This is a genomic window from Bordetella genomosp. 9, assembly GCF_002261425.1.
Taxonomy (GTDB): Bacteria; Pseudomonadota; Gammaproteobacteria; order Burkholderiales; family Burkholderiaceae_B; genus Bordetella_C.
In genome coordinates this window covers 954,285-978,635 of the sequence record NZ_NEVJ01000001.1, presented here as the reverse complement: position 1 = coordinate 978,635, position 24,351 = coordinate 954,285, and the positions used below count along the sequence as shown (strand labels likewise).

Here is a 24,351-nt window from a genome sequence, read left to right as displayed (position 1 = left end):
GCCCGCCGGTGCTCAGAGGGGCAGCTCGCCCGCCTTGCGCACCTGGGCCCGCAGGCCCGCGAAGCATTCGCTGATATCCATATGGCTGGTGACCCACGTCAGGTCGGCCTTGGCGTAGAACGCCTCGCGCCCGGCCAGGATGCGCTTCAGGTCGGCCATGGCTTCGCTATTGCCGGACATGGGCCGGAAGTCGCCCTGCGCCATGACTCGGCCCATGTGTTCCTCCGGCGTGGCGCGCAGCCACACCGTGTAGCAATGCGCCAATAGCAGGTTGAAGGTCGCCGCCTCCGACACCAGGCCGCCCGGCGTGGCCAGCACCATTTCCGGATAAAGCTGCACCGCTTCTTCCAGCGCGCGCCGCTCGTAGCGGCGATAGGCGTTGGGGCCATACAGGTTGTGGATTTCCAGGATACCGCAGCCGGCCACCCGTTCGATTTCCACATTGAGCTCGACGAAGGGGTAGCCCAGGTCGTCGGCCAGCATCTGCCCCAGCGTGGACTTGCCCGCCCCGCGCAGGCCGATCAGGGCAATGCGCTGGAAGCGGTTGGGCCGCTGTCCGCCGCCCACCCCGAAAAGCTGCGCCAGCGATTCGCGGGCGCGTTGCAGGTCAGCCTCGCCCCGGCCGCTGAGCAGCTCGCGGATCAACAGCCATTCGGGCGATTCGGTGGTGACGTCGCCGACGAGTTCCGCCAGCGCGCAGTTGAAGGCCTTGGCGATCTGCAGCAGCACCAGGATGGACGCGTTGCCGACGCCGTGCTCCAGGTTCGCCAGATGCCGTTCCGATACGCCGGTCGCCTGCGCCAGGGCCTTGCGCGTCAGGCCGCGGATGGCCCGCAGGCGGCGCACGCGTTCGCCCAGCGCCATCAGGAAGGGCTCCCGGGCGGGGTCCGGGATCGCCTTGTCCAGTGCTTGACTCATGAATCTCCTTGCTCCGAGATTTCCCTAGGAGGCGACATTTTATGCATTATAGTGCTTGACCCAGCCCGATTAAAGCACTATTTTTCCTGAAAATCGGACGCGGGCGATGGCGCGCGTCCGCCGAACGAGCGCCGGCCCATGTCGCCATCGCCGGTCGGATAAAGACAGACCAGGAGACAACCGTGGAAAGCTGTCCGCACGAATTGAATTTCGCGCAGTATCTGGCCGCCTCGAACGCGGCGCGGGCCGACAAGGTAGCCTATATCGACGACTTCCGCACCTTGCGCTACGGTGAACTGGCGGACCGCGTCGCGCGCTTCGGCGGCGTGCTGAAGCAGCTGGGCCGGCGCCGCGAAGAACGCATGCTGCTGCTGATGCACGATACGGCGGATTGGCCGGTGGCATTCCTGGGGGCCTTGCATGCGGGCATCGTGCCGGTCGCGGTGAATACCCTGCTGACCGCCGAGGACTACGCCTACATCCTGTCGCATAGCCGGGCGCGCGCGGCCATCGTGTCGGGCGCGCTGATGCCCATCCTGCGCCAGGCCATGGCGCTGGCGGATACCGAGATCGAACACCTTATCGTCTCGCGGCCCGCGGATGGAAACGAAAGCGGCGTCATCGAACTGGAACAGGCGCTGGCGGACGCGCCCGCGATACCGGCCATCCGCACGCTGGCCGACGAAATGGCCTTCTGGCTGTATTCGTCGGGGTCCACCGGCAAACCCAAGGGCGTCGTGCATACCCATGGCAACCTGTGGCACACGGCGGAACTGTACGCCAAGCCCGTGCTCGGCATACGCGAGGACGACGTCGTGTTCTCGGCCGCCAAGCTGTTCTTCGCCTACGGCCTGGGCAACGGCCTGACCTTTCCCCTGTCGGTGGGCTCGACCGTGGTGTTGATGGCGGAACGTCCGACGCCGCAAGCGGTGTTCGAGCGATTGATGCGCCACCGCCCCACGGTGTTCTACGGCGTCCCCACCCTGTACGCCGCGATGCTGGCCGCGCCCGACCTGCCTGCGCGCGAACAGCTCGCGCTGCGCGTCTGCACGTCGGCGGGCGAAGCCTTGCCGCGCGATATCGGCGAACGCTTCCGACGGCACTTCGGCTGCGACATCCTGGACGGCATCGGCTCCACCGAGATGCTGCACATCTTCATCAGCAACCAGGCGGGGCGTATCCGCTACGGCACCACGGGCATGCCGGTGGCCGGCTACGAAGTGCAGCTGCGCGACGACCAGGGCCTGCCCGTGCCGCCCGGCGCGATCGGCGACCTGTACATCAAGGGCCCCAGCGCCGCGCTGATGTACTGGAACAATCGCGAGAAGACCCGCCAATGCTTCCTGGGGGACTGGCTCAAGAGCGGCGACAAATACGTCTGCGACGCCGACGGCTACTACACCTACGCGGGCCGCAGCGACGACATGATCAAGGTCAGCGGCCAGTACGTGTCGCCGGTGGAGGTCGAAAACGTGCTGATCCAGCACGAAGCCGTCCTGGAAGCGGCCGTCATCGGCGTCGCCGACGAGCAGGGCCTCGTCAAGACCAAGGCCTTCGTGGTGCTGCGGCCGGGCCATGCGCCGGGTCCGGACACTGGCGCCGCCCTGCAGGCCTACGTCAAGCAGCACCTGGCGCCCTTCAAGTATCCACGGCAGATCCACTTCACGGAAGAACTGCCCAAGACGGCGACCGGCAAGATCCAGCGCTTCCGCCTGCGGCAGCTGGAAGAACGGGCATGACGATGACGGAGCACGCATCCTCGCTGGCGCCGGTGCGGGTGGCGGGGCGCGAGCTGTTCGTGGAATATCAGTGGATCGCGGCCGAACGCCGCGACGCCCCCTTGCTGGTATTCCTGCACGAAGGACTCGGTTCGGTCTCCATGTGGAAGGACTGGCCGGCGCGCGCCTGCGCGGCGGCGGGCTGCCGCGGCCTGGTGTATTCGCGGCCGGGCTACGGGCGGTCCACGCCGCGCCCGCATGGGGAAAAATGGCCCCTGCGCTTCATGCACGACCAGGCCGCCGACGTGCTGCCCGCGCTGCTGCGTGCCCTGGACGTCGACGCCCGCTCACATCCACCGATACTCTTCGGGCACAGCGACGGCGGCTCCATCGCGCTGCTGTATGCCGCGAGCCATCCGGACGCCGTCGGCGGCGTGATCGCCGCCGCGCCGCACGTGTTCGTCGAAGACGTGACGGTGCGCAATATCGCGGCGGCACGCGTGGCCTATCTGGAAGGCGACCTGCGCGGCAGGCTGGGCCGCTACCACGATGACGTCGAATCCGCCTTCTGGGGCTGGAACGACGTCTGGCTGGACCCGGCCTTCCGCGCGTGGAACATCGAGCAGGCCCTGCGCGACATACGCTGCCCGGTGCTGGCCCTGCAGGGCATCGACGACGAATACGGCACCCTGGCGCAGATCGAGCGCATCGTCGACAACGCGCCGCATGCGGCCATGCGGGTGCTGCCGGATTGCGGGCATACGCCCCATCGCGACCAGCCCGCCGCGGTGATCGAGACCATCCGCGATTTCCTGCGAGCGCAATAACGATGAACGCAGCACCGATAAACGACATATCGACCGGCATATAGACCGGCACATAACAACCAGGAGACACACGATGAACACGCGCATCACCCGGGCCGCACTGGCGGCCTTGCTGGCCACGTCGGCGGCGCTCGCCCAGGCGCAGCCCCAGGGCCCCGTCAAGGTGGGTTTCATGCTGCCGTACAGCGGCACCTATGCGGCGTTGGGCACCGCCATCGAAAACGGCTTCAAGCTGTACGTCGACGAACAGGGCGGCAAGCTGGCCGGCCGCGAAGTCGCGTACTACAAGGTCGACGACGAATCGAATCCGGCCAAGGCCCCGGAAAACGCCAATCGCCTGATCAAGCGCGACCAGGTCGACATCCTGGTGGGCACCGTGCATTCCGGCGTGGCGATGGCCCTGACCAAGGCGGCCAAGGAATCCGACACCACGCTGCTGGTCACCAATGCCGGCGCTGACGCCATCACCGGCCCCATGTGCGGCATGGGGGTGTTCCGCACCTCGTTCAGCAACTGGCAGCCGGCCTATGCCATGGGGCCGGTCGCCGCCGAAAAAGGCTACAAGACCGCCGTGACCATCACGTGGAAGTACGCCGCCGGCGACGAAGCGGTCGCCGGCTTTCGCGAAGGCTTCGAAAAATCGGGCGGCAAGGTCGTCAAGGACCTGAGCCTGCCCTTTCCCAATGTCGAATTCCAGCCCTTGCTGACGGAGATCGCGGCGCTGAAGCCCGACGTCGTGTTCACGTTCTTCGCCGGGGGCGGCGCCGTGAAGTTCGTGCAGGACTATGCCGCGGCGGGCCTGAACAAGACCATTCCCCTGTACGGATCGGGCTTCCTGACGGACGGCACGCTGCAGGCGCAAGGCCAGTCGGCCCAGGGCCTGCTGACCACCCTGCATTACGCCGACGGCCTGGACAACCCGCGCGACAAGGCCTTCCGTGCCGGCTATGCCAAGGCCTACCCCGGCGTGGCGCCGGACGTGTATGCGGTGCAGGGCTACGACGCCGCGCAGCTGCTGGCCGCCGGCCTGCAGGCGGTGCGGGGCGACCTGTCGAAGAAAGCCGATATGCGCAAGGCGATGCGGGCGGCCACCATCGATAGCCCGCGCGGCGCCTTCACCCTGTCGCCGGCCGGCAATCCGGTGCAGGACATCTACCTGCGCCAGGTCGACGGACTGGAAAACAAGGTCGTGAAGGTCGCCGTCAGGAAGCTCGCCGATCCGGCGCGCGGCTGCCGCCTGTAGGCCCGGCGCCATGACCGCGTCCGTCTTCCTGATCCAGTGCCTGAACGCCGTGCAGTACGGCCTGTTGCTGTTCCTGGTGGCCAGCGGGCTGACGCTGATCTTCGGCATCATGGGCATCATCAACCTGGCGCATGGCAGCTTCTACATGGCGGGCGCGTACATGGCCTTCTCCCTGGGCCCCTGGATAGACAGGACGACGGGCGGCGGGCTGCTGCTGACCATTGCGGCCTGCGTGGTGCTGGCCGCGGTGCTGGGCTACCTGCTGGAGCTGGCTTTCTTCAGCTTCCTGTACCGGCGCGAGCACCTGCAGCAGGTATTGATGACCTACGGCCTGATCCTGGTGTTCGAGGAAGCGCGCGCCATCCTGGCGGGCAACGACGTGCACGGCGTGCCCATCCCCGGCTGGCTGCAAGGCGGCATCCCGCTGGGTGACGTGATGACCTATCCGGTCTACCGGCTCTTCATCTCGGCCGTCGGCGCGGCGGTCGCGCTGCTGCTCTACGCGGTCCTGACGCGCACCCGTATCGGCATGATGGTGCGGGCCGGCGCCAGCAACCGCGAAATGATCGCGTCGCTGGGCGTGGACATCAACCGCCTGTACCGCCTGGTGTTCGCCGGCGGCGTGGCCCTGGCGGCGCTGGCGGGCGCGATCGCCGCGCCGGTGTCGTCCGTGTATCCGGGCATGGGCAATGGCGTGCTGATCGCCTGTTTCGTGGTGGTGGTGATCGGCGGCATCGGCTCCATCCGCGGCGCCTTCGTCGCGGCCATGCTGGTGGGCTTCGTCGATACTTTCGGCCAGGTGTTCTTTCCGGCGGCCGCGGGCGTGCTGGTGTATGTGTTGATGGCCCTGGTCCTGCTGTGCAGACCCGAAGGCCTGTTCAAGCAAGGCTGACGAGAGACGCCGATGAAGATTTCACCCGCGGGGATGGCGGCCATCGTCGTCCTGCTGTGCCTGGCCCTGCTGCCCTGGGTCACCAGCGAATACTACGTGGGCCTGGCCCAGCGCATCGTCATCTACGCCGTGTTCGCCTTGAGCCTGCAACTGCTGGTGGGCGAAGCGGGGCTGGTCAGCCTGGGACATGCTGCGCCTTTCGGCATCGGCGCCTACGCGGCGGCGCTGCTGTCGCCGGCATCCGCCGCGGGACCGCTGCTGCCGCTGCTGGCGGCCGCCCTGGCCGGCGGCGCGGCCTATGCCCTGGCCACGGGCGCGCTGGCGCTGCGCACGCGCGGCGTGTACTTCATCATGGTGACGCTGGCCTTCGCGCAGATGGCGTATTACGTGTTCCACGACACCAAGGTGGGCGGCGGCAGCGACGGCGCCTATCTGTATTTCCGTCCGGAATGGCGGGTGGGCGACTGGATGCCATTCGACCTGGCGCGGGCGACGACCTTCCACCTGTTCGTGGTCGCCTGCCTGGCCCTGGCCTGGGGCCTGCTGGCGCGCCTGCGGCGCTCGCCGTTCGGCGCGGCGCTGGCAGGCATACGCATCAACGAGCAACGCATGCGTGCGGCGGGGTTTTCGACCTTTCCGTACAAACTGGTCGCCTACACGCTGGCGGGCGGGCTGGCCGGGCTGGCGGGTTTCCTTTACGCGTTGAAGGACGGCTTCGTGACACCGGAGCTGTTCGCCTGGGAGCAATCCGGACTGGTCCTGCTGATGGTGATCCTGGGCGGGATGGCGCGTCCTGGCGGCGCGGTTGCCGGGGCGGCGGCGCTGGTGTTGATGCAGGAGCTGTTCCAGTCCGAAGCCGTCTTCGGCGATTACGCGCGCCACTGGCATCTGCCGATGGGACTGGCGGTCATCCTGCTGGTGGCCCTGCTGCCGCGCGGCCTGGCGGGCCTGGCCGGCGTCGGACGCACGCCGCGCGCGGCAAGCATGGCGCCCATCGCCGACACCGCGGAGAAATCCCATGCCTGAGATTCCGATGCCCGGCATTTCCAGTCCCGGCATGAAGCGCGCGGACGCCGCGGGACCGGACATCGCCATGCCCGGCGTCCTGATGCAGGCCACCGGACTGCGGCGCAACTTCGGCGGGCTGACGGCGGTGCAGGACGTATCGTTGGCGCTGCCCCGGGGCAGCCTGCATGCCGTCATCGGCACCAATGGCGCCGGCAAATCGACGCTGATCAATCTGCTGTCGGGCGACCTGCCGCCCAACGGTGGATCCATCATGATGGACGGCCGCGACATCACCGCCTGGCCGCAGCCGCGCCGGGCGCGCGCCGGGCTGGGCCGCACCTATCAGCGGTCCACGCTGTTCCCGTCGCTGACCGTGCACGAGAACTGCCGGTTGGCGGCGCAGGCCGCGCGGCAGCGCTTCTGGCAATGGTGGCGCCATGCCGGCGATTGCAGGCACACCACGGGCCTGGCCGACGACGCGCTGGAACGGACCGGCCTGGCCGACGCCGCAACATGCATCGCCGGCACGCTCCCGCACGGACGCAAGCGCCAGCTGGAGATCGCCATGTGCCTGGCGACGCGGCCATCGGTGCTGCTGCTGGACGAACCGCTGGCCGGCATGGGCGCGGAAGAAACGGGCCGCATGCTGGACCTGCTGGAACGCCTGAAACCCGACCACGCCATCCTGCTGGTGGAACACGATATGGATGCGGTCTTTCGCGTGGCCGATACGATCACCGTGATGGTGAACGGCGCGGTGATCGCCAGCGGCGACCCCGACACCATCCGCGCGGACGAGGCCGTGCGCACCGCCTATCTCGGCACGGATGCAGCGGAGGGAACGCCATGAACGCGCATCCTGGCATGGAGAAGATGCGCGTAGCGACGGAAGAACAGCGCGCGCATGAGGAATGGGTGCGCGCGGAAGGCTTGCATGCCCACTACGGCGCCAGCCACGTCCTGCGCGGCATCGACCTGCGCATCGATCGCGGCGAAGCCGTCGGTCTGCTGGGCCGCAACGGCATGGGCAAGACCACGCTGATACGCGTGCTGACCGGGCACCTGCGTTGCAGCGCCGGGCGCATGCGTATCGGCGGCGGCGACAGCACCCATATGCCGCCGCACGCGCGCGCCCGCCTGGGCATCGCCTACGTGCCCGAAGGCCGCGGCGTCTTTCCCAACCTCTCCGTGCGCGAGAACCTGATGGTGGCGGCGCGCGCCGGCGCATCGGGCCGCCGCGACTGGGACTACGAACGCGTGATGGAGACCTTTCCGCGGCTGCGCGAACGCACGCGGCACGGCGGTCAGGAATTGTCGGGCGGCGAACAGCAGATGCTGGCCATCGGCCGCGCGCTGATGACCAACCCCGACCTGCTGATCCTGGACGAAGCCACCGAAGGCCTGGCCCCGCTCATCGTCGCCGAACTCTGGCGCGTGATCGCCGCGATCCGGCGCACCGGCATATCGACGCTGATCGTCGACCGCAACTATCGCGCGGTCCTGGCCCACACCGACCGCTGCGTGGTCATGGAAAAAGGCGTGCTGGCCCACCAGGACGCCAGCGCCACCCTGGCGGCGCAACCGCATCTGCTGGAACGTTATCTGGGCGTGTAGCCCCCGGCGAAGACCATTGAACGCTAGCGGCCGCGCGGGTACTACCGGGGTCAGCTCCGCCGCCGGCGTATTGTCGATTCATCCGGCGGTCCACACACCGAGGCCCGCCCATGTCCGTCGCTCACCGTCCTGTCGCACCCTTGATCTGCACGCACGCAGGGCCGCCGGCGCAAACGTGCACGCATACGCAGACGCAGCCGGATGCCGGATCCGGCGAAAACGCCGGTGCGTATCGCGACGGCGGCGAAATGGCGCTGCGTTTCGCGCGTGCCGCCGGCGCCATGGACGGCACGCCTGCCGCGGCGGCGGCCACGGTCGCCGATCGGCCGCCCGTCGTCGCGACGCCCCGCCCGCCAGCGCAAACCGAACCGATGGCGGTCACGCCGTGGCCACGGTTGGCCGCCTTCATCGGCTCCGATGTCGCCACGCAATTGGGTTTGAAGCCGAACCGCTACACCGCGGCGGAGCTGGCCGATCTTGGCCGGCAGTTCATCGTCGACCATGCGCTGCACGGCGACCGGGCCGCGCGCCTGCGCGTGCTGGCCGCGCTGACCTCGGCATCCAAGAGGCTGCAACGCTCCAATACGCCATCCGGTATCGTGCCGCCCGCGACGGATTCCCACGACAGGCTGGCCGCGTGGATCGCCGACTTCCTGGTTTCCGCCACCGGCAACGAGATGGCGGTCGCCCATGCGGCCGAGGACCTTGCGGCATTGCGGCCTCGAACAGGACAGTTCGACGCCTATGCGCGCGCCGCGACGGATAAAACGCTGGTCCTCGTCGACCGCTGGCTCGCATGGATCGCCGCGACGCTCGGCGCGGACCTCGGTGCGTCGCATGTCGATATCCAGTCGGTGAACCTGCAGCTGTACCGGCGGGAAGTCACGTTCCCGCTGAACAAGGCGTTCGTCAACGACAACCGCGTCGACGAAACCGTGCCCGCCACCGGCTATATCGCAGCGGTCCACGCGCACGGCCTCGCCCACCGCTACTTCCTCTCGACCCGCGACGGCAGCGTGCACCCCTTGCCGTTGCACGAACCCACGGCGGACTGGGTCCTGCGGCATTCCGATCTCGTCCTCGGCGTCGCGCCCGATCGTGCCAGGCCGGATCCGAAGCGCACCAGCCGGCGCAGCCGCGTCGTCCTCGATCCCGTGGCACAGGGCCGCCGCGACGACCTGCACACGTGGCTGAAACCGGCGCTGCGGCAACGCTACGATCGCCTGCGTCCGGCGAACGATGCCGCGGCCCCCACGGAAAGCGTGGCCGACACCTTGCTGGATTTCATCCCCTTTCGCCGCATGGTGCAGTCCATCCGCCACGGCGAATACGGGACCGCCGCGCTGAGCGGGGCCGTCGACCTCGCCACCATCTTGCTCCCGATGGTGGGCGCGGGCTTCCGCGCGGCCGCCGAAGGCGGTGTCGACCTGGCGCGGGCGGCGCAGGCGATCGGCGGTGAATTGGCCGGCGGCGGCCTGGGCCGCGCCGCGGCGTTCTCCCGGCCGGCCATGCGATCGGAACTGCGAGCCGGACTGAGAGCCGCGCTGCAATCGCTGCACGGCACGTCCGCCCTGTCCCAGGGACTCCGGCCGCTGGACATCGATGGCATGGCGACGGCGTTGCGCGCGCGCAGCCCGCGTATCGCCAACGCCCTCGAACTGCAAGCCCAGCAGGCGCGCGGCATCGTCCTGGGCGACGGCTGGCGCCTGCCGGACCCGCCGCAAACGCCGGCGGAAAACGCCGGCATCGAAGCGCTGAACCCAATCATGGCGCGCGGGCCCGATGGCGGCACCATGCCGCTGCTCACGTACGGCAGCGACGCCGCGCGTGCCTATACGCGCATCCACCCATCGGGCGAACGTAGCGGTGCCCTGCTGCTGGCCGACCGGGACGGTGGTCTCCATGCGTCCCTGCCCGCCGAGACGTTCGAGCGCTACAGTGTGGGCAATCCGGAACTGGCGCAGGCGCTCGGCCAGCGCCGGCCTGGCGCGGATGGTGTCATCGCGCACCAGGGCAGGACCTACGCCCGCATTGCCGGCGCCCATGTCGAAATCCTCAGCGAACCGGCTTCCACCGCCGAGCGGCCGGTCTGGCGCGTGGCGGCGCCGGAAGGCGCGCGGCGCGACATCGTTTTCCACCGCGTTGCGTACGACAAGGACAAGGATCTCTGGCTGCGCGCCGATCCCGCCCGGTTGAAGGGCGGCCAGGGCGGCTCCGCATCCACGCCCCGGCAGTCGGGTCCGGCCGGGCCATCCGCCGGCGAAGGCACGCGTGCGGACCAGGCCGGGCCATCGGGCGCCGCCGCGCCTGGCGCACCGGGCGCCCCCGTGCCCGCCGGACTGGTTCCGCGGGCGCTGCCGTCCGCCGCGGCAACCGCACAGAAGCTGAAGGACTTCAAGCAGGTGCTGCTGGAGCACATCGCCGACCCGACACCCGCCAAACGGGACGGCGTGCTCGCCCTGTTGAACCGGGTGCAGGCGGATCCGCGCGGCAGGACGATACTCAGCGCCATGTCGGCCTACCATGAGTTGACGGGCAAGACGGCCGATATCGTGTTGCAGACGGGTAATGATGCCCTGCTGCCCAGGCCATCGCTGGCCTCGCCGCTGCGCGGCCCGCGATGGAACCTCGCGCTGGATGCCCTGGCGAACGACCGGCTGGAATCGTCCGTGCAGGAACTGGCGGCCGTGTACAACAACCTCACCGGGATAGGTGAAGGCGAAGACCCCTACGCCGCGATCCTGGCCAGCGGCGGGCCGCCGCTGGCGGCGGACGAAGAAGCCGCCCTGGCGAATTGGGTGGGCGATGACAAGGGATCCTTCCTGCCCGCCGACCCCACGCGCTTCATTCCTTCGCCGCGCCAGCTCGCCGCCGACGAACTGCGCGCTCAGATCAAGCGGGCGCGCTGCCATGGCGGCGTCGACAAAACCACGCTGACGCGCGTATTGCACAACCATCCCAGCGCACGGCTACCCGGCCTGACGCTGGACCTGGCCGAACTCAACCTGACGGACATTCCGCCCCTGCCCGTCGACGTGCGCAAACTGGTCATGCACAACAACCCCATCACGGACTGGAGCCGGCTGCCGGCCACGCTGCATACGCTGGACGCGGCCCAGACCAGCGCGACCGTGGTGGATCACCTGCCACCCGAGTTGCGGGAACTCGACATATCGGACAACGACTTGGGCTCGATACCGGTGGACAAGCTGCCGCGCGGATTGACGCGCCTGGCCGCCGAAATGAACATGCTCACCGAAATCCCCGCCGGACTGCCTGAAACGCTGCTGCAGCTGCACCTGGCCGATAACGCCCTGAGACGATGGCCGTCGGAACTGCCGCCGCGCCTGCGCGTCCTCAAGCTGTCGGGCAACTACCTGGCGGCGCTGCCGCCGCGCCTGCCGCCGGACCTGGAAGTGCTGGACCTGTCGGAAAACATCATCTGGCAAGTGCATGCCGGCGTATTGCCGCCGCGCCTCCGGACACTGTGCCTGGCGGACAATCTCGACCTGTTCCGGCTGCCGCCCCTGCCGCCGACGCTGTCGGTCCTGTACGTCGACGCCACGGCCTTGACCACCCTGCCCGAGGACCTGCCACGCGGGCTGCGCGAGCTCTACGCGAACGACATGAACCTGACGCGGCTGCCGGACAACCTGCCGCGCGGACTGACCGTGCTCGGCGTCGCGGACAACCGCTTGTCCAGACTGCCCGCGAACATCACCGAACTGACACGTTGCGACATCTATCTGGACGGCAATCCGATCGACCCGACGGACCTGCCCACCCTGCCGGAAGGCCGGCGCGGACCCGTCTTCCACCTGTCCGGCATGACGCCGGGCCTGGGCACGCACGCATCCCGTACGGTGGGCCAGGCCGTGCGGCATTGGCTGGGCGGCAACGCGGGCGACACCGCCGCGCGTTGGGAATCCATCGGCGAGACCTTGGAGCACGCGCCCCCGCACCGCATCGGCGCTGTGGAATTCCGCCGGCTGCTCGACCGGTTGCGTGGCACGACGCTGTTCACGGACGGCGCGACACGCGCCCACGTGCGCGCATGGCTGGAAGAATTGTCCAGGCCCGACCGTGAACCCCTGTTGAAAAGCACGCTGGAAATGTGCGCCGGCGCCACCGAAAGCTGCGAAGACCGCGTCATCCTCGCCTGGAACGAACTGCGCAAGCTATGGACGCACGACGACATCCGCATGGGCCGCTACGATGGCCGTCCCGCCGACGCCCTGCAAGCGATGCGGCAGCTGTTCCGCGAAAGAAAGCTCCAGGAGATCGCCTACCGCAGAATCGTCCGCATGGCCGCGATCGGTCCCGGCATGGTGGATGACGTCGAGGTCTATCTCGCTTACGTCGTGGGCCTGCGCGACAGGCTGGCATTGGCGCAGGCGCCGTCGGACATGGCGTTTTTCCATCTGTCGGACATCACGCCGCAGGATCTCGACCGGGCTTTGCGGGAGGTGCGCGACGCCGAGCTCGCCGCGTTCTACAGGGACCTGGTCGTGGACGACACCTGGAACGCCCTGATCAAACGAGCCATGCCGGCGCGGTACGCGGCAGCGGAAAGCCGCAAGATCGAACAGTCATCCGCGCCCTTGCGGGAGCAGGTGCGGGCGCGACTGCTCGCGCTGGGCCTGGACCCGGACGACCAGGACGCCTACAGCAATGCCGCGCCGGGAATCTGGCGCGACATGCTGTACGACATCATGGAGCCGCTGACCCGCGATTACCTGCAAGCGGCGGGCGTGGCCTTGCCGCCTAGCGTACCGGCCAGGGATACATCGCCCCGCCCTGGTTCCACAGCGCATTGACGCCGCGCTTGAGCCCCAGCTTGCTGCCGCCGCCCACGTTGCGTTCGAAGATCTCGCCGTAGTTGCCGACGGCCTTGATCGCGTTGTAGGCCCATTTCTCGTCCAGGCCCATATTCTTGCCGGCCCCGGGCGTCACGCCCAGGATGCGCAGCACGTTGGGGTTGTTGCTCTTGAGCATGTCGTCGACATTCTTCTGCGTGATGCCGTATTCCTCGGCTTCCATCAGCGCGAACAGCGTCCAGCGCACGATACCCAGCCAGTTTTCGTCACCCTGGCGCACCATCGGGCCCAGGGGCTCCTTGGAAAGCCGTTCGGGCAGGATGTCGTAATCGTTGGGGTTGGCCACTTGCGACGCGCGCACCGCCGCCAGTTGGGAGGCATCGTCGGTAAAGGCATCGCAGCGGCCCGATTCGAAGGCGCGCACCACCTCGGTCACCTTGTCGATGACCACCGGCGTGAACTTGATGTTGTTGGCGCGGAACCAGTCGGACAGGTTCAGCTCCGTCGTCGTGCCCGGCTGCACGCAGATCGTCGCGCCGTCCAGCTCCTTGGCGCTCTTGACGTTCAGCGACTTGCGCACCAGGATGCCCTGGCCGTCATAGAAGCTGGCCGCCACGGCAGCCAGGCCCAGCGACGTATCGCGCGTCTGCGTCAGCGTGACCGTGCGCAGCAGCACGTCGACTTCGCCCGATTGCAGCGCGGTGAAACGCTGCTGCGTGGACAGGGCCGTGCCCTTGAATTTGCTGGCGTCGCCCAGCGTCGCCGCCGCGATGGCGCGGCAGATGTCCACGTCCATCCCCGCCCATTCGCCCTTGCTGTCGGTCGCGCTGAAACCGGTCACGCCATCGCTCAGGCCGCACTGCACGAATCCTTTCTTCTTGACCGCGTCCAGCGTCGGTCCCGCGACCGCGACGTGCGCGGCGCCCGCCAGCGCCAAAGCGCTCGCGGTCAGGGCAAGAAACTTCTTCATGGGTGTTCTCCTAGTGGGCGCCCGCCGGCCTCGTGAGCACGGCAAGCCGTTATCGCCGGGCTGGTTGCCGGCGGTTCTTGCATGTAGGCGGCGCAGCGTAAGCCGCGGCGAACGGCGCGGCAATTAGGTGGAACACTTATTCGAAGGCGGCCGCGGCGCGGCCGATGCGGTCGTTCACCGCCGCCCATTCCGGCGTCAGGGGCGGCGCTTCAACCAGGATGCGGCGATAGCCCATGCCATCCAGTTCGCGCAACACCGCGTAGAGCGCCTGCGCGTACCGGGCCGGGTCGGCGGCCACCGGCTGCCAGACCAGCCGCGGATCCAGCTCCAGGGGACGCGGCGTGTAGGCGACCGCCACGACGCGGCCGTCGTCCGGCAGGCCCAGGCCCACCGCGGCGGCCTCCAGCTGTTCCCGCGAGACCAGCGCCAGCGGGGTGTGCGGGGCATAATGGGCGCGCAGCGTGCCCGACGCGCGCGGCGCCGCCGCATCGGGCAGCGCGGGCGCGACGCCCAGCACGCGGGCGATATCGTCGGCGGAGATATGGCCCGGCCTCAGCAGCACCGGCCCCATCCCCCGATCCACGCGTGATAGATCGACGATGGTGGACTCGATGCCCACGGCGGACGCGCCGCCCTGCAGGACCGGCATGCCCTGGGCGACCTCATCGGGGAATTCGGCCCGCACGTGCTCGGCGCGCGTGGGCGACACCTGGCCGAAGCGATTGGCCGACGGGCCCGCGACACCGCCCTGCCCGCTGGGATTCAGGGCGGCGAAGGCGCGCAGCAGGCGCTGCGCCACCGGGTGCGAAGGGCAGCGCACGCCCACGCTGTCCTGGCCGCCGCTGACGGCCGGATCGATGCGCGGGGCGCGCTTCAGGATCAAGGTGAGCGGGCCCGGCCAGAAGGCGTCGATCAAGTCGCGCGCCTGCGGCGGAATGTCGGACGCCCAATACGACAGGTCGGCATCGGGCGCGATATGCACGATGACGGGATGGCTGGATGGGCGGCCCTTGGCGGCATAGATACGCCCGACCGCGAGCGGACTTTCCGCATCCGCGCCCAGCCCGTAGACGGTTTCCGTCGGAAACGCGACCAATTGGCCGGCGGCCAGGACACGCGCGGCATGCGCGATCTGCTCGTCGCTGGCTTCGGCTTCGGTCTGGGACGCCATCGTGGACTCCTGTTCAGGGCGCCGGGCTACCGGGCGCCGGAATGCCGAGCGCCTCGGCGACGCGGGCGGCGTCGCGCCGTGCCTGCGACATGGTGGGCGCGACGATGGTCACATGGCCCATCTTGCGGGCGCGCCGTGCATCGCGCTTGCCGTACAGATGCAGCTTGGCCGTGGGCACGGACAAGGCCGCGGCCCAGTCGGGTTCGCGCTGCGTGTCCGCGGATTCAGGCGCGGCCTGGGCGGCGTCGATGGCCTCGAACCAGATGTCGCCCAGGATATTCAGCATGACCGACGGCGCCAGCAGGTCCGTGGCGCCCAGCGGCAAGCCGGCCATGGCGCGCGCCTGCTGTTCGAACTGGCTGGTGACACAGGCATCGATGGTGTAGTGGCCGCTGTTGTGCGGGCGCGGCGCGATCTCGTTGACCAGCAGGGTCCCGTCGCGCAGCACGAAGAACTCCACGCACAGCACGCCGTGATAATCCAGGCCGGCCGCGATGCGCAGGGCGGCGTCGCCGGCGGCGCGCTCCAGTGCCGCGTCGGGGCCCGACAGCGCCGCGCGATCCACGGTCGATACCGCCAGGATGCCGTCACGGTGGACATTGCGGGCCACCGGGAACATGACCGTGCCGCCGTCGAAGCCGCGCGCGATCACCACCGAGATTTCATGGTCCAGCGGCAGCAGGGCTTCCAGCACGCAAGGCACGCGGCCGAAGGCTTCGAATGCCGCCAGCGCCTGGTCGCGCGTCTGCACGCGCGCCTGCCCCTTGCCGTCATACCCCAGCCGGGCCACCTTCAGGATGCCGGGAAACAGCGTATCGGGAGCATCGCGCAGGTCGGCGTCCTGCCGCACGGCGACGTGGGGCGCGACCGGGATGCCCTGCCCGGCGATGAAGGACTTTTCGGCGATGCGGTCCTGCACCACGGCGACGGCGTCGGCCGACGGGCTGACGCGGCAGCGCGCCGCCAGGGCGCGCAGGCTGTCGGCCGGCACGTTTTCGAATTCGGTGGTCACCGCGCGGCAGGTGCGCGCGAGTTCGTCCAGTCCGGCGGGGTCGTCATAGGCCGCGTGGATATGGCGGTCGGCGACCATCGCCGCCGGACCGTCGGCGGCCGGATCCAGCACCGCCACCTTGTAGCCCAGGCTTTGCGCGGCGTGGCAGAACATGCGGCCCAACTGGCCGCCGCCCAGCAGGCCCAGCCATCCGCCCGGTTCGACGATCGTGGCGGAAGCGGGCGCGGCGCCGGCCTTGCCGGCCTTGGCATCGTGGCGCGCGGTCATGCTTGCGCTCCCGGCGGGGGCACCTGCATATCGCGCGCGGCCTGCGTCTGGCGGGCGCGGAATTCCACCAGCCGCGCATGCAGGCGATCGTCGGTGGTGGCCAGGTTCGCGATGGCGTGCAAGGCCGCGTTGGCGGCGCCGGCTTCGCCGATGGCGAAGGTCGCCACGGGCACGCCCTTGGGCATCTGCACGATGGAAAGCAGCGAATCTTCGCCGCGCAGGTACTTGGACGGCACCGGCACGCCGAACACCGGCACTTCGGTCAGCGCGGCCATCATGCCAGGCAGATGCGCCGCCCCGCCGGCGCCGGCGATGATGGCGCGCAAGCCCCGTCCGCGTGCCGCCGCGCCGTACTCGGCCATGTCCAGCGGCATGCGGTGCGCGGAAATCACGCGGGCTTCGCAGGCGACGCCGAAGTCGTCCAGCATGGCGACGGCGTGCTTCATGACTTCCCAGTCACTGGAGGAGCCCATGATCACGCCGACCAGGGGCGTCGGCGCGGGCGTAGAGGTGGATTTGGCGGTCATAACGGCGGTTGGGGCGCGGCGAGGAAAGTCCTCGATTTTACCTGCCCCGGCGGGCAGTCAGCCGCCGAACGCCGGAAGCCACTGGTAGGCCGTGGGATTATCCGGGCAAGGCCCCAGGCCGCATTCCAGCGTCGTGCCGGCGGCATGCGCCACGACGGCCACGAAAAACAGCCACATGATGGCGCCCGCCACGATGCCGGCGCGCCGCGGATGGCTGTTGTCGCCCGACCGGCGGTCCAGCGCCAGCATCACCGCGCAATAGGCGATCAGCGCGACGAAGGCCACCAGCGCCCAGGTGTAGAAATGTATGCCGAGCAGCGTCGACCCGTAGCCCGGGTCCCCCGGCGCCTGATGCAGCATCATCTGCCGTGCCGCCACCACCGCGCCGGCCAGCGCGGCGGCGAGGACCATGGCGTAATGCGCCGGCGATGCGCCGAAACGCAGATTCAACAGCAGGCCCGCGCCCGCCATCACGAGGGCCAGGCGCTGCAGCAGGCACAGCGGGCAGGGCAATTCGTTGAAGACGATCTGCCAGGCGAAGGCCAGGATCAGCGAGCCCGTGATCGCCAGCAAGGCCAGCGCGTTCAACAGGGTCGAGGCGGGATGCGAGGCCCGGGAGGCGAATTGCATGGCCGTGTTCCTAGAGCGACAGCCGCAGCGGGTCGGTCATATGGTGGTTCGCCCAGGCGGCGAAGACCAGCAGGGTCACGATCCATAAGGCGAAGCAGGCGGATCGCCTGCCCCGGATGCCAAACCAAACCGCCAGCATGCCGAGTACGAACGGCAGCATCATGATCATTTCAGCGCCACTCCTTGCTGCGCCGACACCCCACCCGGGGCGCGGCTGCGCGGCACTATATATGATCCTTGGCGGAAAGACGACTACGGCGGAGCAGGCCGGCGGCCCCGCGGCCCGGCGATCAGGCGGGGCCGCCTAGGCTGTCAGCCGGTCCAGCGCCTCGCGGTACTTCTCCGCCGTCTTGCGGATGACGTCGGCGGGCAGCCGCGGCGCGGGCGGGGTCTTGTCCCAGGGCTGCGTTTCCAGCCAGTCGCGCACGAACTGCTTGTCGAAAGAAGGCGGGCTGATGCCCACGGCATAGCTGTCGGCCGGCCAGAACCGCGAGGAATCCGGCGTCAGCACTTCGTCCATCAGGTGCAGCGCGCCGTCGTCGTCCAGGCCGAATTCGAACTTGGTATCGGCGATGATGATGCCCTTGGTCGTGGCGAAGGCGGATGCTTCCGCGTATAGGGCCAGCGTCACCTCGCGGATGCGTTCGGCCAGCGGCTGTCCGACCTCGCGCACCACGTGCTCGAAATCGACGTTCTCGTCATGGGTGCCGAACTCCGCCTTGGCGGCCGGCGTGAAAATAGGCTGCGGCAGCTTTTCCGCCTGCCGCAGGCCGGCGGGCAGCGCGATGCCGCACACCGCGCCGGTGGCCTGGTAGTCCTTCCAGCCGGACCCGATCAGGTAACCGCGCGCCACCGCCTCCACCAGGATGGGCTTGAGCCGCTTGACGACCACCGCCCTGCCCCTGACCTGCTCGATTTCGTCGGGCGCCACCACGTCTTCCGGCGCGACGCCGGTGGAGTGGTTGGGGATGACGTGCGCCAGCCTGGACAGCCAGAACTCGGTCAGCGCCGTCAGCACCTGGCCCTTGCCGGGGATGGGATCGTCGAGGATGACGTCGAAGGCGGAAATACGATCCGTCGCGACGATGAGCAGCTTGTCGTCGCCGACGGCGTACATGTCGCGTACCTTGCCGCGCCCGAGCAGGGGCAGGGACCGGATACTGGATTGATGCAGGGCTGAAGTCACGGGAGGCCTATGGCGGAAATGAAACATTCCCGCGGGACGCGCGGTCCGGCGGGAATGTCCGAAGAAAATGAATGCCGACGGATGCGCGCAGTTTACTGCACGACCTGGGACAGCTTGCCCCCGGCGTACTGCTGGGCCATTTCCTGCAGCGGCATCGCCTTGATCTTGCTGGCGTTGCCGGCCGTGCCGAATTCCGTGTAGCGCTGCACACAGATCGCCTTGGCCGCGGCGCGCGCCGGCTTCAGGTATTCGCGCGGGTCGAACTTGGAAGGATTCTCGGCGAAGAAGCGGCGGATCGCGCCCGTCATGGCCAGGCGGATATCGGTGTCGATATTGACCTTGCGCACGCCGTACTTGATGGCTTCCTGGATTTCCTCGACCGGCACGCCGTAGGTTTCCTTCATGTCGCCGCCGAATTCACGGATTTCCGCCAGCAGGTCCTGCGGCACGCTGGAGCTGCCGTGCATCACCAGGTGGGTGTTGGGCAGGCGGCGGTGGATTTCCTTGATGCGGGAAATGGACAGGATGTCGCCGGTGGGCTTGCGGGTGAACTTGTAGGCGCCGTGGCTGGTGCCGATGGCGATGGCCAGGGCGTCCAGCTGCGTCTTGCGGACGAAGTCGGCGGCCTGTTCCGGATCGGTCAGCAGTTGCTCGCGCGTCATGGTGCCTTCGGCGCCGTGACCGTCTTCCTTGTCGCCCATCATGGTTTCCAGCGAGCCCAGGCAGCCCAGCTCGCCTTCCACCGTAACGCCGACTTTATGGGCCATTTCGACGACTTTGCGGGTGACTTCGACGTTGTAGTCGTAATCGGCGACGGTCTTCCCGTCTTCCTTCAGCGAGCCGTCCATCATCACGCTGGAAAAGCCCAGGTCGATGGCGCCCTGGCAGATCTTGGGCGACTGGCCGTGGTCCTGGTGCATGACCACGGGGATGTGCGGGTAGGACTCGACGGCCGCCTGGATCAGGTATTTCAGGAAACCTTCGCCGGCATACTTACGGGCGCCGGCCGACGCCTGCATGATCACCGGGCTGTCGGTTTCGGCGGCGGCCTCCATGATGGCCTGGACCTGCTCGAGGTTGTTGACGTTGAACGCCGGGATGCCGTAGCCGTTCTCGGCGGCGTGATCGAGCAGCTGGCGCATGGAAACTAGGGCCATGAGGTCCTCCTGGTAGGCAATGATTGAGTAATGTTGAATTTTTCGCGGCGAGCGAGCCGAACCGGGCGATTTTAGCGGGGCTGCACGGAAAGTTCTTGGGACGTAGGCACTAGCCCGGGCGCGCGATTGTTTCCGGGCATTACCCGGCCCGCCTGTCCGGGACCTGTTTCAGGGCGTGAACCACCCGCCGGCCGCCGTGTCTTACGCCTGTTAAGCTCGGGCAAGCCCCTTGCGAAGCGGCTCGCCCGCCCACCCGTCCGGCGCACGCCGGCGCACCCTCAGAGGACAGCATGAAATCACGCGCGATATCCGCGACCGCAATCGCCCTGATGTGGGCCGCCGCCGGCGCGGCCTCGGCCCAGACCCAGCAGGAAATGCAGTTTCCCGGCCATGACGGCAGCCTGTCGCCCCCTTCCACGCTGCGCATGACGGTGACGCCCCAGGGGCCCGCCGTGCCCCCGCCGCCGCCGGTGCGCGACACGCCGGGAAGCCTGCGCCTGTATACCCAATGCCGCAACGACGCCGACCGCGAAGCCACGTCGGCGGAAAAGATGCGCCAGGCCGTGGGCGTTTGCCTGGACCAGCTGAACCAGCGCCGCGCGCAAGGCCAATGACCCGCGGGCGGAATCCCGCGCCGCGCAGGCGCCGGGCGTCCATGCCGGCGCGATCCCGGGTAAACTCCCGCGCGTTCGCGCCGGGACCACCGCGCCGCCGGCCCATGGGGGCCGGCCCTTTTCTTACGCCATGACGCAGAATTTCACATCCGCTCCGCCGACGGTTTTTCTGTACACCGAGGAAAAACGGGGCAATCAATGGGTCGAATCGGTCATCGTCGGCCAACTGGGCGATTTTTCCGGCTCGGAAAAATTCATCGTGATCCAGGATCCGCATACGCAGATCAACTTCGTCTACCGCATCGACAGCATGAGCAGCAATCTGGATGCGGTGTCGATGACCACCCTGACGGAAGCCGACTTCGCCGGGCGCAAGACGACCACCATCAGCGGCGCCACCTTCAAGCTGGGACCGGCCGAGGACGCCGTCAGGCTGTTGCGCGGCAAGACGCAATGGATCCAGGACAAGGGCGCGATCCTGTCGGTCCTGCTGCAGGGCGCCGCCACCAAGAAAGTGGGTTTCGTCTCTTCCCGGATCCAGCGGGACCGGGTCACGCAGGTGAACCCCAATACCCCGGTGGAGTACCTGCGGGACCGCACCCGGCGCCATGGGGAAGAAGACGCCGGGTCAACGGGCGGGTCAACGGACGCGTCGGCGGCCGGAACGTCGGCGGCCGGCGCCACGCAATACGGCCCCGCGGAGTAAGGCGGGCCAGTCGCGCCGCAGGCGGCCTGCCGTCTGCCCGCCTGCCGTCTGCCCGCCTGCTATGTGCCCGTTGGGGGCTATTCGTTGACCGTACACGCGACGGCTTCGCCGCCTTCGAACTCGACGTCGTAGGTGTGTTCCTGGTCCCACGGCACCGTGAACCACAGTTCGTAGTCCTCGCCGCTTTCGTCGAACACCCATAGCGCCCGCAGCACGGCGACCTCCGCCATGGCCTCGGGCGTGTCCTGGCGCGGCAGCCGCGCCAGGTCGATCCCCATCTTTTCGCATTCGTCACGCGAATACTGCTCGAGCAGCAGCTCCGCGGCCTCCAGGACCTTGTCGCTCAAGCCGTCCAGCAGGGCAAGCAGTACCTTCTGGCACTCGCGCGACGGCGTTTCGCCATCGGTCTGCACCATCACGTGTATGGGGGGACGATCCACCGCATACATGACGTTTTCCACCGCCCAGAGTTCTGGCTCTTCGGGATCCTGGTTGAATTTCAGGAGCGCCATCTTGGATCCTCCACCGGAATTTAAGTCCGGTCGCCATGGTAACGCGTGGCGCATGACGGTGGGGGCGCCATCGGCGTTCTTTGCCGGATCGGGCCGAAGGCTTAATGCATCTGACGGCTATTGACAAAAAATAACCAAACTAATCTACACTCCCACGGTTTATCCGGATCCTCTTCCCATTTGCCGCTCCCATGATAGGCCGCCTCGCATGGCGCTTCTGGTTCCCTGCGCTGCTGGCGGTCTTCCATGCGGCCGCGGGCGCCGCCCCCTCGCCGACCGACGCGGATGCGCGCGCCGCCATGGTGGGCCAGGTGGTCATGGGGATCCTGGGCTATGCACGCTGGCCGGTGCAGCCTGAAGCGATACGCCTGTGCATCGCGGGCCAGCCGGCCTACGCGGCCGCCCTGTTCGACGAACAGGCGCGACCGCCCTCGCTGGCCGTACAGGCGCGGCGGATGGCCGCGGACGATCCCGCGCTGGCGGCGGGCTGCGACGCGGTCTATATGGGGGGCCTGGGCAATGACGCGCGGCAGCGGCTGTTGCGGCGCATCGTCGGCCATCCCGTGGTCAGCATCGTCGAGGACGACGCCGAGTGCGCCGTCGGTGGCATGTTCTGTCTGGACATCCAGTCCGACCGTGTCGGCTTCCAGATCAATCTCGATTCCGTGGCGCGCAGCGGTGTTCGCATCAACCCCAGCGTGCTTCAGCTTTCGCGTCGCAGGTCATCTCCATGAAGAAGAACGCGCGCCCCGACTACAACCGCCCCACCCTGCGCCAGGCGCTGCGCAGACTGCATATCGCCGTGACCCTGTTCGCCGTGGGACTGGCCGGCATCATCGTGATGGTGATGGGCCTGTTCGCGTTGCGGACCTATAGCGATCACCACCAGCAGCTGATCGCCCGGTCCATCGCATATACCGTGGAAGCGGCCACCGTCTTCCACGATCGGCAGGCCGCCATGGAAATCCTGGCGACCATCGCCGCCAAGGAGGACGTGTCGTCCGCCGTCGTCTTCGACGGGGGCAACGAGATCCTGGCGGAATGGCATCACCCGAAACAGGAAAACTTTGTCTGGATACGGGAACAAGTGGCCCGGCTGGTGAATCCGCCGCCCGTCTACACGCCCATCGCGCACCAGGGCCAGGTGGTGGGACGCCTGCTGCTGGTGGGCCGGGGCGCCAATCTGTTCGATTTCCTGTTGAAAGGACTGGGCGGCGTGCTGGCGTGCGTGCTCGTCAGCGGACTGATCGCCAGCTGGCTTTCCCGCAGGACCTCGCGCGAAATCGTGCGTCCGCTGCGTACGCTGGCCGAGGTCGCCCACGCCGTGCGCAACGAGCGCGCCTTCGCGCGCCGCGTGCCGCCCGCGCGCATCCAGGAACTGCACGCGCTCGGCGAGGACTTCAATGCCCTGCTGGATGAGCTGGAAGCGTGGCAGACGCAATGGCTGCATGAAAACGCGTCGCTGGCGCACAAAGCCGCGCACGACAGCCTGACCGGATTGCCGAACCGCGCGCACTTCGAGGAACAGCTGGACCGCGCCATCCATGATGCCGCCGTGCTGGACCGGCGCGTGGCCATCATGTTCCTGGATAGCGACCGGTTCAAGGAAATCAACGACGGCATGGGCCATGCGGCCGGCGACGCCGTCCTGATCAATATCGCCGCGCGCGTGCGCGGCCAGCTGCGCGAAGGCGACGTGGTCGCCCGGCTGGGCGGCGACGAGTTCGCCGTCATGCTGTCGCCGCTGCGCGAACTGAGCGACGCGCAGCGCATCGCCGACGACATCCTGCTGGGCATGCGGGCCCCCATCCGCCTTCCCAATGGCGAAGACATCATCTGTTCGCTGAGCATCGGCATCGCCGTCTATCCCGACCACGCGGGCAATCCCACCGACCTGTTCGACGCGGCGGACAGCGCCATGTACCGCGCGAAACGGCGCGGCGGCGGCACCCAGTCGACGGCCGGCCGCCGCGGACGGCCGTCGCGCGAAATCCATACCGCCTACAACTGATCATGCAGAGGAGTCCTTCCGTGTCCGCAATCCGTCTTTCCGGCCCTGGCCGTTTTCCCGCCACGATCGGCGCCTGCCTGCGCTGGATCCTGTGGCTGGCCTGCGCCGGACTGGTGCTGGCCGGCTGCCAGACCGTGCACAAGGGGCTGACCCCGGCGCAGATTGCCGTGCTCAAGCAGGAAGGCTTCAAGCAGACCGAGGAAGGCTGGGAGCTGGGGCTGTCCGATAAAGTGCTGTTCGACTTCGACGCCTACGTCATCAAGCCGGAAGCCGGCCAGAACCTGCAACGCCTGACCGGCAACCTGCTGCGGGTCGGCCTGGACCGCATGCGGCTGGACGGCCATACCGACAATGTCGGCGCCGCCGACTACAACCAGCAGTTGTCGCTGCGGCGCGCCCAGGCCGTCGCCGACGTCGTCAAGGCCGCCGGCATGCCGGCGGCCAACATCCAGGTGCGCGGGCTGGGCGCGACCCGGCCGGTGGCCGACAACGGCAGCGCGGCCGGCCGTGCGGAAAACCGCCGCGTCGCCATCGTCATCACCGTGGAATAA

General features: G+C 68.3%; 23 protein-coding genes. 13 read left to right on the top strand and 10 right to left on the bottom strand.

Going from position 1 to position 24,351, the window contains the following annotated elements; all coding sequences use genetic code 11:
* Positions 1–12: 12 nt before the first annotated feature.
* Positions 13–918: a helix-turn-helix transcriptional regulator gene (locus tag CAL26_RS04430; protein ID WP_094845671.1), complete on the bottom strand. Its 906-nt coding sequence runs from the start codon at positions 916–918 to the stop codon at positions 13–15.
* Between the two features lie 182 nt (positions 919–1,100).
* Here CAL26_RS04430 and CAL26_RS04425 point away from each other — a divergent pair, with 182 nt between their 5' ends.
* The 8 genes from CAL26_RS04425 to CAL26_RS04390 all read left to right on the top strand — a co-directional run bounded on the left by CAL26_RS04425 (position 1,101) and on the right by CAL26_RS04390 (position 13,037).
* The gene (locus tag CAL26_RS04425; protein ID WP_094845670.1) at positions 1,101–2,657 is read left to right on the top strand and encodes a benzoate-CoA ligase family protein; all 1,557 of its coding nucleotides are present in this window, start codon (positions 1,101–1,103) and stop codon (positions 2,655–2,657) included.
* A gap of 2 nt (positions 2,658–2,659) precedes the next feature.
* Complete coding sequence (locus CAL26_RS04420; protein ID WP_373454448.1) at positions 2,660–3,463, top strand: alpha/beta fold hydrolase; 804 nt, start codon at positions 2,660–2,662, stop codon at positions 3,461–3,463.
* A 73-nt stretch (positions 3,464–3,536) separates the two neighbouring features.
* Positions 3,537–4,706, top strand: a complete 1,170-nt coding sequence (locus CAL26_RS04415) for an ABC transporter substrate-binding protein (RefSeq protein WP_094845668.1) — start codon at positions 3,537–3,539, stop codon at positions 4,704–4,706.
* A 10-nt stretch (positions 4,707–4,716) separates the two neighbouring features.
* Positions 4,717–5,598, top strand: coding sequence for a branched-chain amino acid ABC transporter permease (locus tag CAL26_RS04410; protein WP_094845667.1), 882 nt, complete (start codon positions 4,717–4,719; stop codon positions 5,596–5,598).
* A gap of 33 nt (positions 5,599–5,631) precedes the next feature.
* Entirely contained in the window at positions 5,632–6,624 is a 993-nt protein-coding gene (locus CAL26_RS04405) for a branched-chain amino acid ABC transporter permease (RefSeq protein ID WP_094846016.1), read from the top strand.
* Positions 6,625–6,691: 67 nt separating this feature from the next.
* On the top strand, positions 6,692–7,456 hold the full coding sequence (locus tag CAL26_RS04400; RefSeq protein ID WP_094846015.1) for an ABC transporter ATP-binding protein: 765 nt from the start codon (positions 6,692–6,694) through the stop codon (positions 7,454–7,456).
* Positions 7,457–7,479: 23 nt separating this feature from the next.
* Positions 7,480–8,220: an ABC transporter ATP-binding protein gene (locus tag CAL26_RS04395; protein WP_094846014.1), complete on the top strand. Its 741-nt coding sequence runs from the start codon at positions 7,480–7,482 to the stop codon at positions 8,218–8,220.
* A 110-nt stretch (positions 8,221–8,330) separates the two neighbouring features.
* Complete coding sequence (locus tag CAL26_RS04390; protein ID WP_094845666.1) at positions 8,331–13,037, top strand: NEL-type E3 ubiquitin ligase domain-containing protein; 4,707 nt, start codon at positions 8,331–8,333, stop codon at positions 13,035–13,037.
* On the opposite strand, the gene CAL26_RS04385 is transcribed toward CAL26_RS04390, so the two are convergent.
* The 8 genes from CAL26_RS04385 to fba form a co-directional block, all read right to left on the bottom strand.
* Positions 12,985–14,007, bottom strand: a complete 1,023-nt coding sequence (locus CAL26_RS04385; RefSeq protein WP_086063523.1) for an amino acid ABC transporter substrate-binding protein — start codon at positions 14,005–14,007, stop codon at positions 12,985–12,987. The two genes, CAL26_RS04390 and CAL26_RS04385, sit on opposite strands and share 53 nt — an antisense overlap.
* A 136-nt stretch (positions 14,008–14,143) precedes the next feature.
* Positions 14,144–15,178 carry an L-threonylcarbamoyladenylate synthase gene (locus CAL26_RS04380; protein WP_094845665.1) on the bottom strand — a complete coding sequence of 345 codons (1,035 nt, stop codon included), beginning with the start codon at positions 15,176–15,178 and terminating at the stop codon, positions 14,144–14,146.
* 13 nt (positions 15,179–15,191) lie between these two features.
* On the bottom strand, positions 15,192–16,457 hold the full coding sequence (locus tag CAL26_RS04375; RefSeq protein WP_094845664.1) for a 5-(carboxyamino)imidazole ribonucleotide synthase: 1,266 nt from the start codon (positions 16,455–16,457) through the stop codon (positions 15,192–15,194).
* Positions 16,454–16,984: a 5-(carboxyamino)imidazole ribonucleotide mutase gene (purE, locus tag CAL26_RS04370; protein WP_094845663.1), complete on the bottom strand. Its 531-nt coding sequence runs from the start codon at positions 16,982–16,984 to the stop codon at positions 16,454–16,456. The genes CAL26_RS04375 and purE overlap by 4 nt, the downstream gene beginning before the upstream one ends.
* Positions 16,985–17,041: 57 nt before the next feature.
* Positions 17,042–17,614 (bottom strand): disulfide bond formation protein B, encoded by a 573-nt coding sequence (locus tag CAL26_RS04365; RefSeq protein ID WP_094845662.1) that lies wholly within the window; start codon positions 17,612–17,614, stop codon positions 17,042–17,044.
* 10 nt (positions 17,615–17,624) lie between these two features.
* Positions 17,625–17,783 (bottom strand): DUF5993 family protein, encoded by a 159-nt coding sequence (locus tag CAL26_RS28250; protein WP_179283245.1) that lies wholly within the window; start codon positions 17,781–17,783, stop codon positions 17,625–17,627.
* 135 nt (positions 17,784–17,918) lie between these two features.
* A complete protein-coding gene (locus tag CAL26_RS04360) occupies positions 17,919–18,800 on the bottom strand; it encodes a phosphoribosylaminoimidazolesuccinocarboxamide synthase (protein WP_094845661.1) in 882 nt (293 codons plus the stop codon).
* 92 nt (positions 18,801–18,892) lie between these two features.
* Positions 18,893–19,957 carry a class II fructose-bisphosphate aldolase gene (gene fba / locus CAL26_RS04355; protein WP_094845660.1) on the bottom strand — a complete coding sequence of 355 codons (1,065 nt, stop codon included), beginning with the start codon at positions 19,955–19,957 and terminating at the stop codon, positions 18,893–18,895.
* Between the two features lie 290 nt (positions 19,958–20,247).
* Here fba and CAL26_RS04350 point away from each other — a divergent pair, with 290 nt between their 5' ends.
* Both CAL26_RS04350 and CAL26_RS04345 read left to right on the top strand, forming a co-directional pair.
* Positions 20,248–20,571 (top strand): hypothetical protein, encoded by a 324-nt coding sequence (locus CAL26_RS04350; protein WP_094845659.1) that lies wholly within the window; start codon positions 20,248–20,250, stop codon positions 20,569–20,571.
* A gap of 130 nt (positions 20,572–20,701) precedes the next feature.
* Positions 20,702–21,277 (top strand): hypothetical protein, encoded by a 576-nt coding sequence (locus CAL26_RS04345; RefSeq protein WP_306437087.1) that lies wholly within the window; start codon positions 20,702–20,704, stop codon positions 21,275–21,277.
* A gap of 77 nt (positions 21,278–21,354) precedes the next feature.
* Here CAL26_RS04345 and CAL26_RS04340 read toward each other — a convergent pair whose 3' ends face one another.
* A complete protein-coding gene (locus CAL26_RS04340) occupies positions 21,355–21,789 on the bottom strand; it encodes a hypothetical protein (protein WP_094845658.1) in 435 nt (144 codons plus the stop codon).
* A 191-nt stretch (positions 21,790–21,980) separates the two neighbouring features.
* On the opposite strand from CAL26_RS04340, the gene CAL26_RS04335 reads away from it, so the two are divergent.
* Genes CAL26_RS04335 through CAL26_RS04325 form a run of 3 tightly spaced genes read left to right on the top strand, consistent with a single transcriptional unit; the run spans position 21,981 to position 24,351 of the window.
* Positions 21,981–22,523: a YfiR family protein gene (locus CAL26_RS04335; RefSeq protein ID WP_094845657.1), complete on the top strand. Its 543-nt coding sequence runs from the start codon at positions 21,981–21,983 to the stop codon at positions 22,521–22,523.
* On the top strand, positions 22,520–23,800 hold the full coding sequence (locus CAL26_RS04330) for a diguanylate cyclase domain-containing protein (RefSeq protein ID WP_094845656.1): 1,281 nt from the start codon (positions 22,520–22,522) through the stop codon (positions 23,798–23,800). Before CAL26_RS04335 ends, CAL26_RS04330 begins: the two co-directional genes overlap by 4 nt.
* Positions 23,801–23,820: 20 nt before the next feature.
* Positions 23,821–24,351: an OmpA family protein gene (locus CAL26_RS04325; protein ID WP_256987960.1), complete on the top strand. Its 531-nt coding sequence runs from the start codon at positions 23,821–23,823 to the stop codon at positions 24,349–24,351.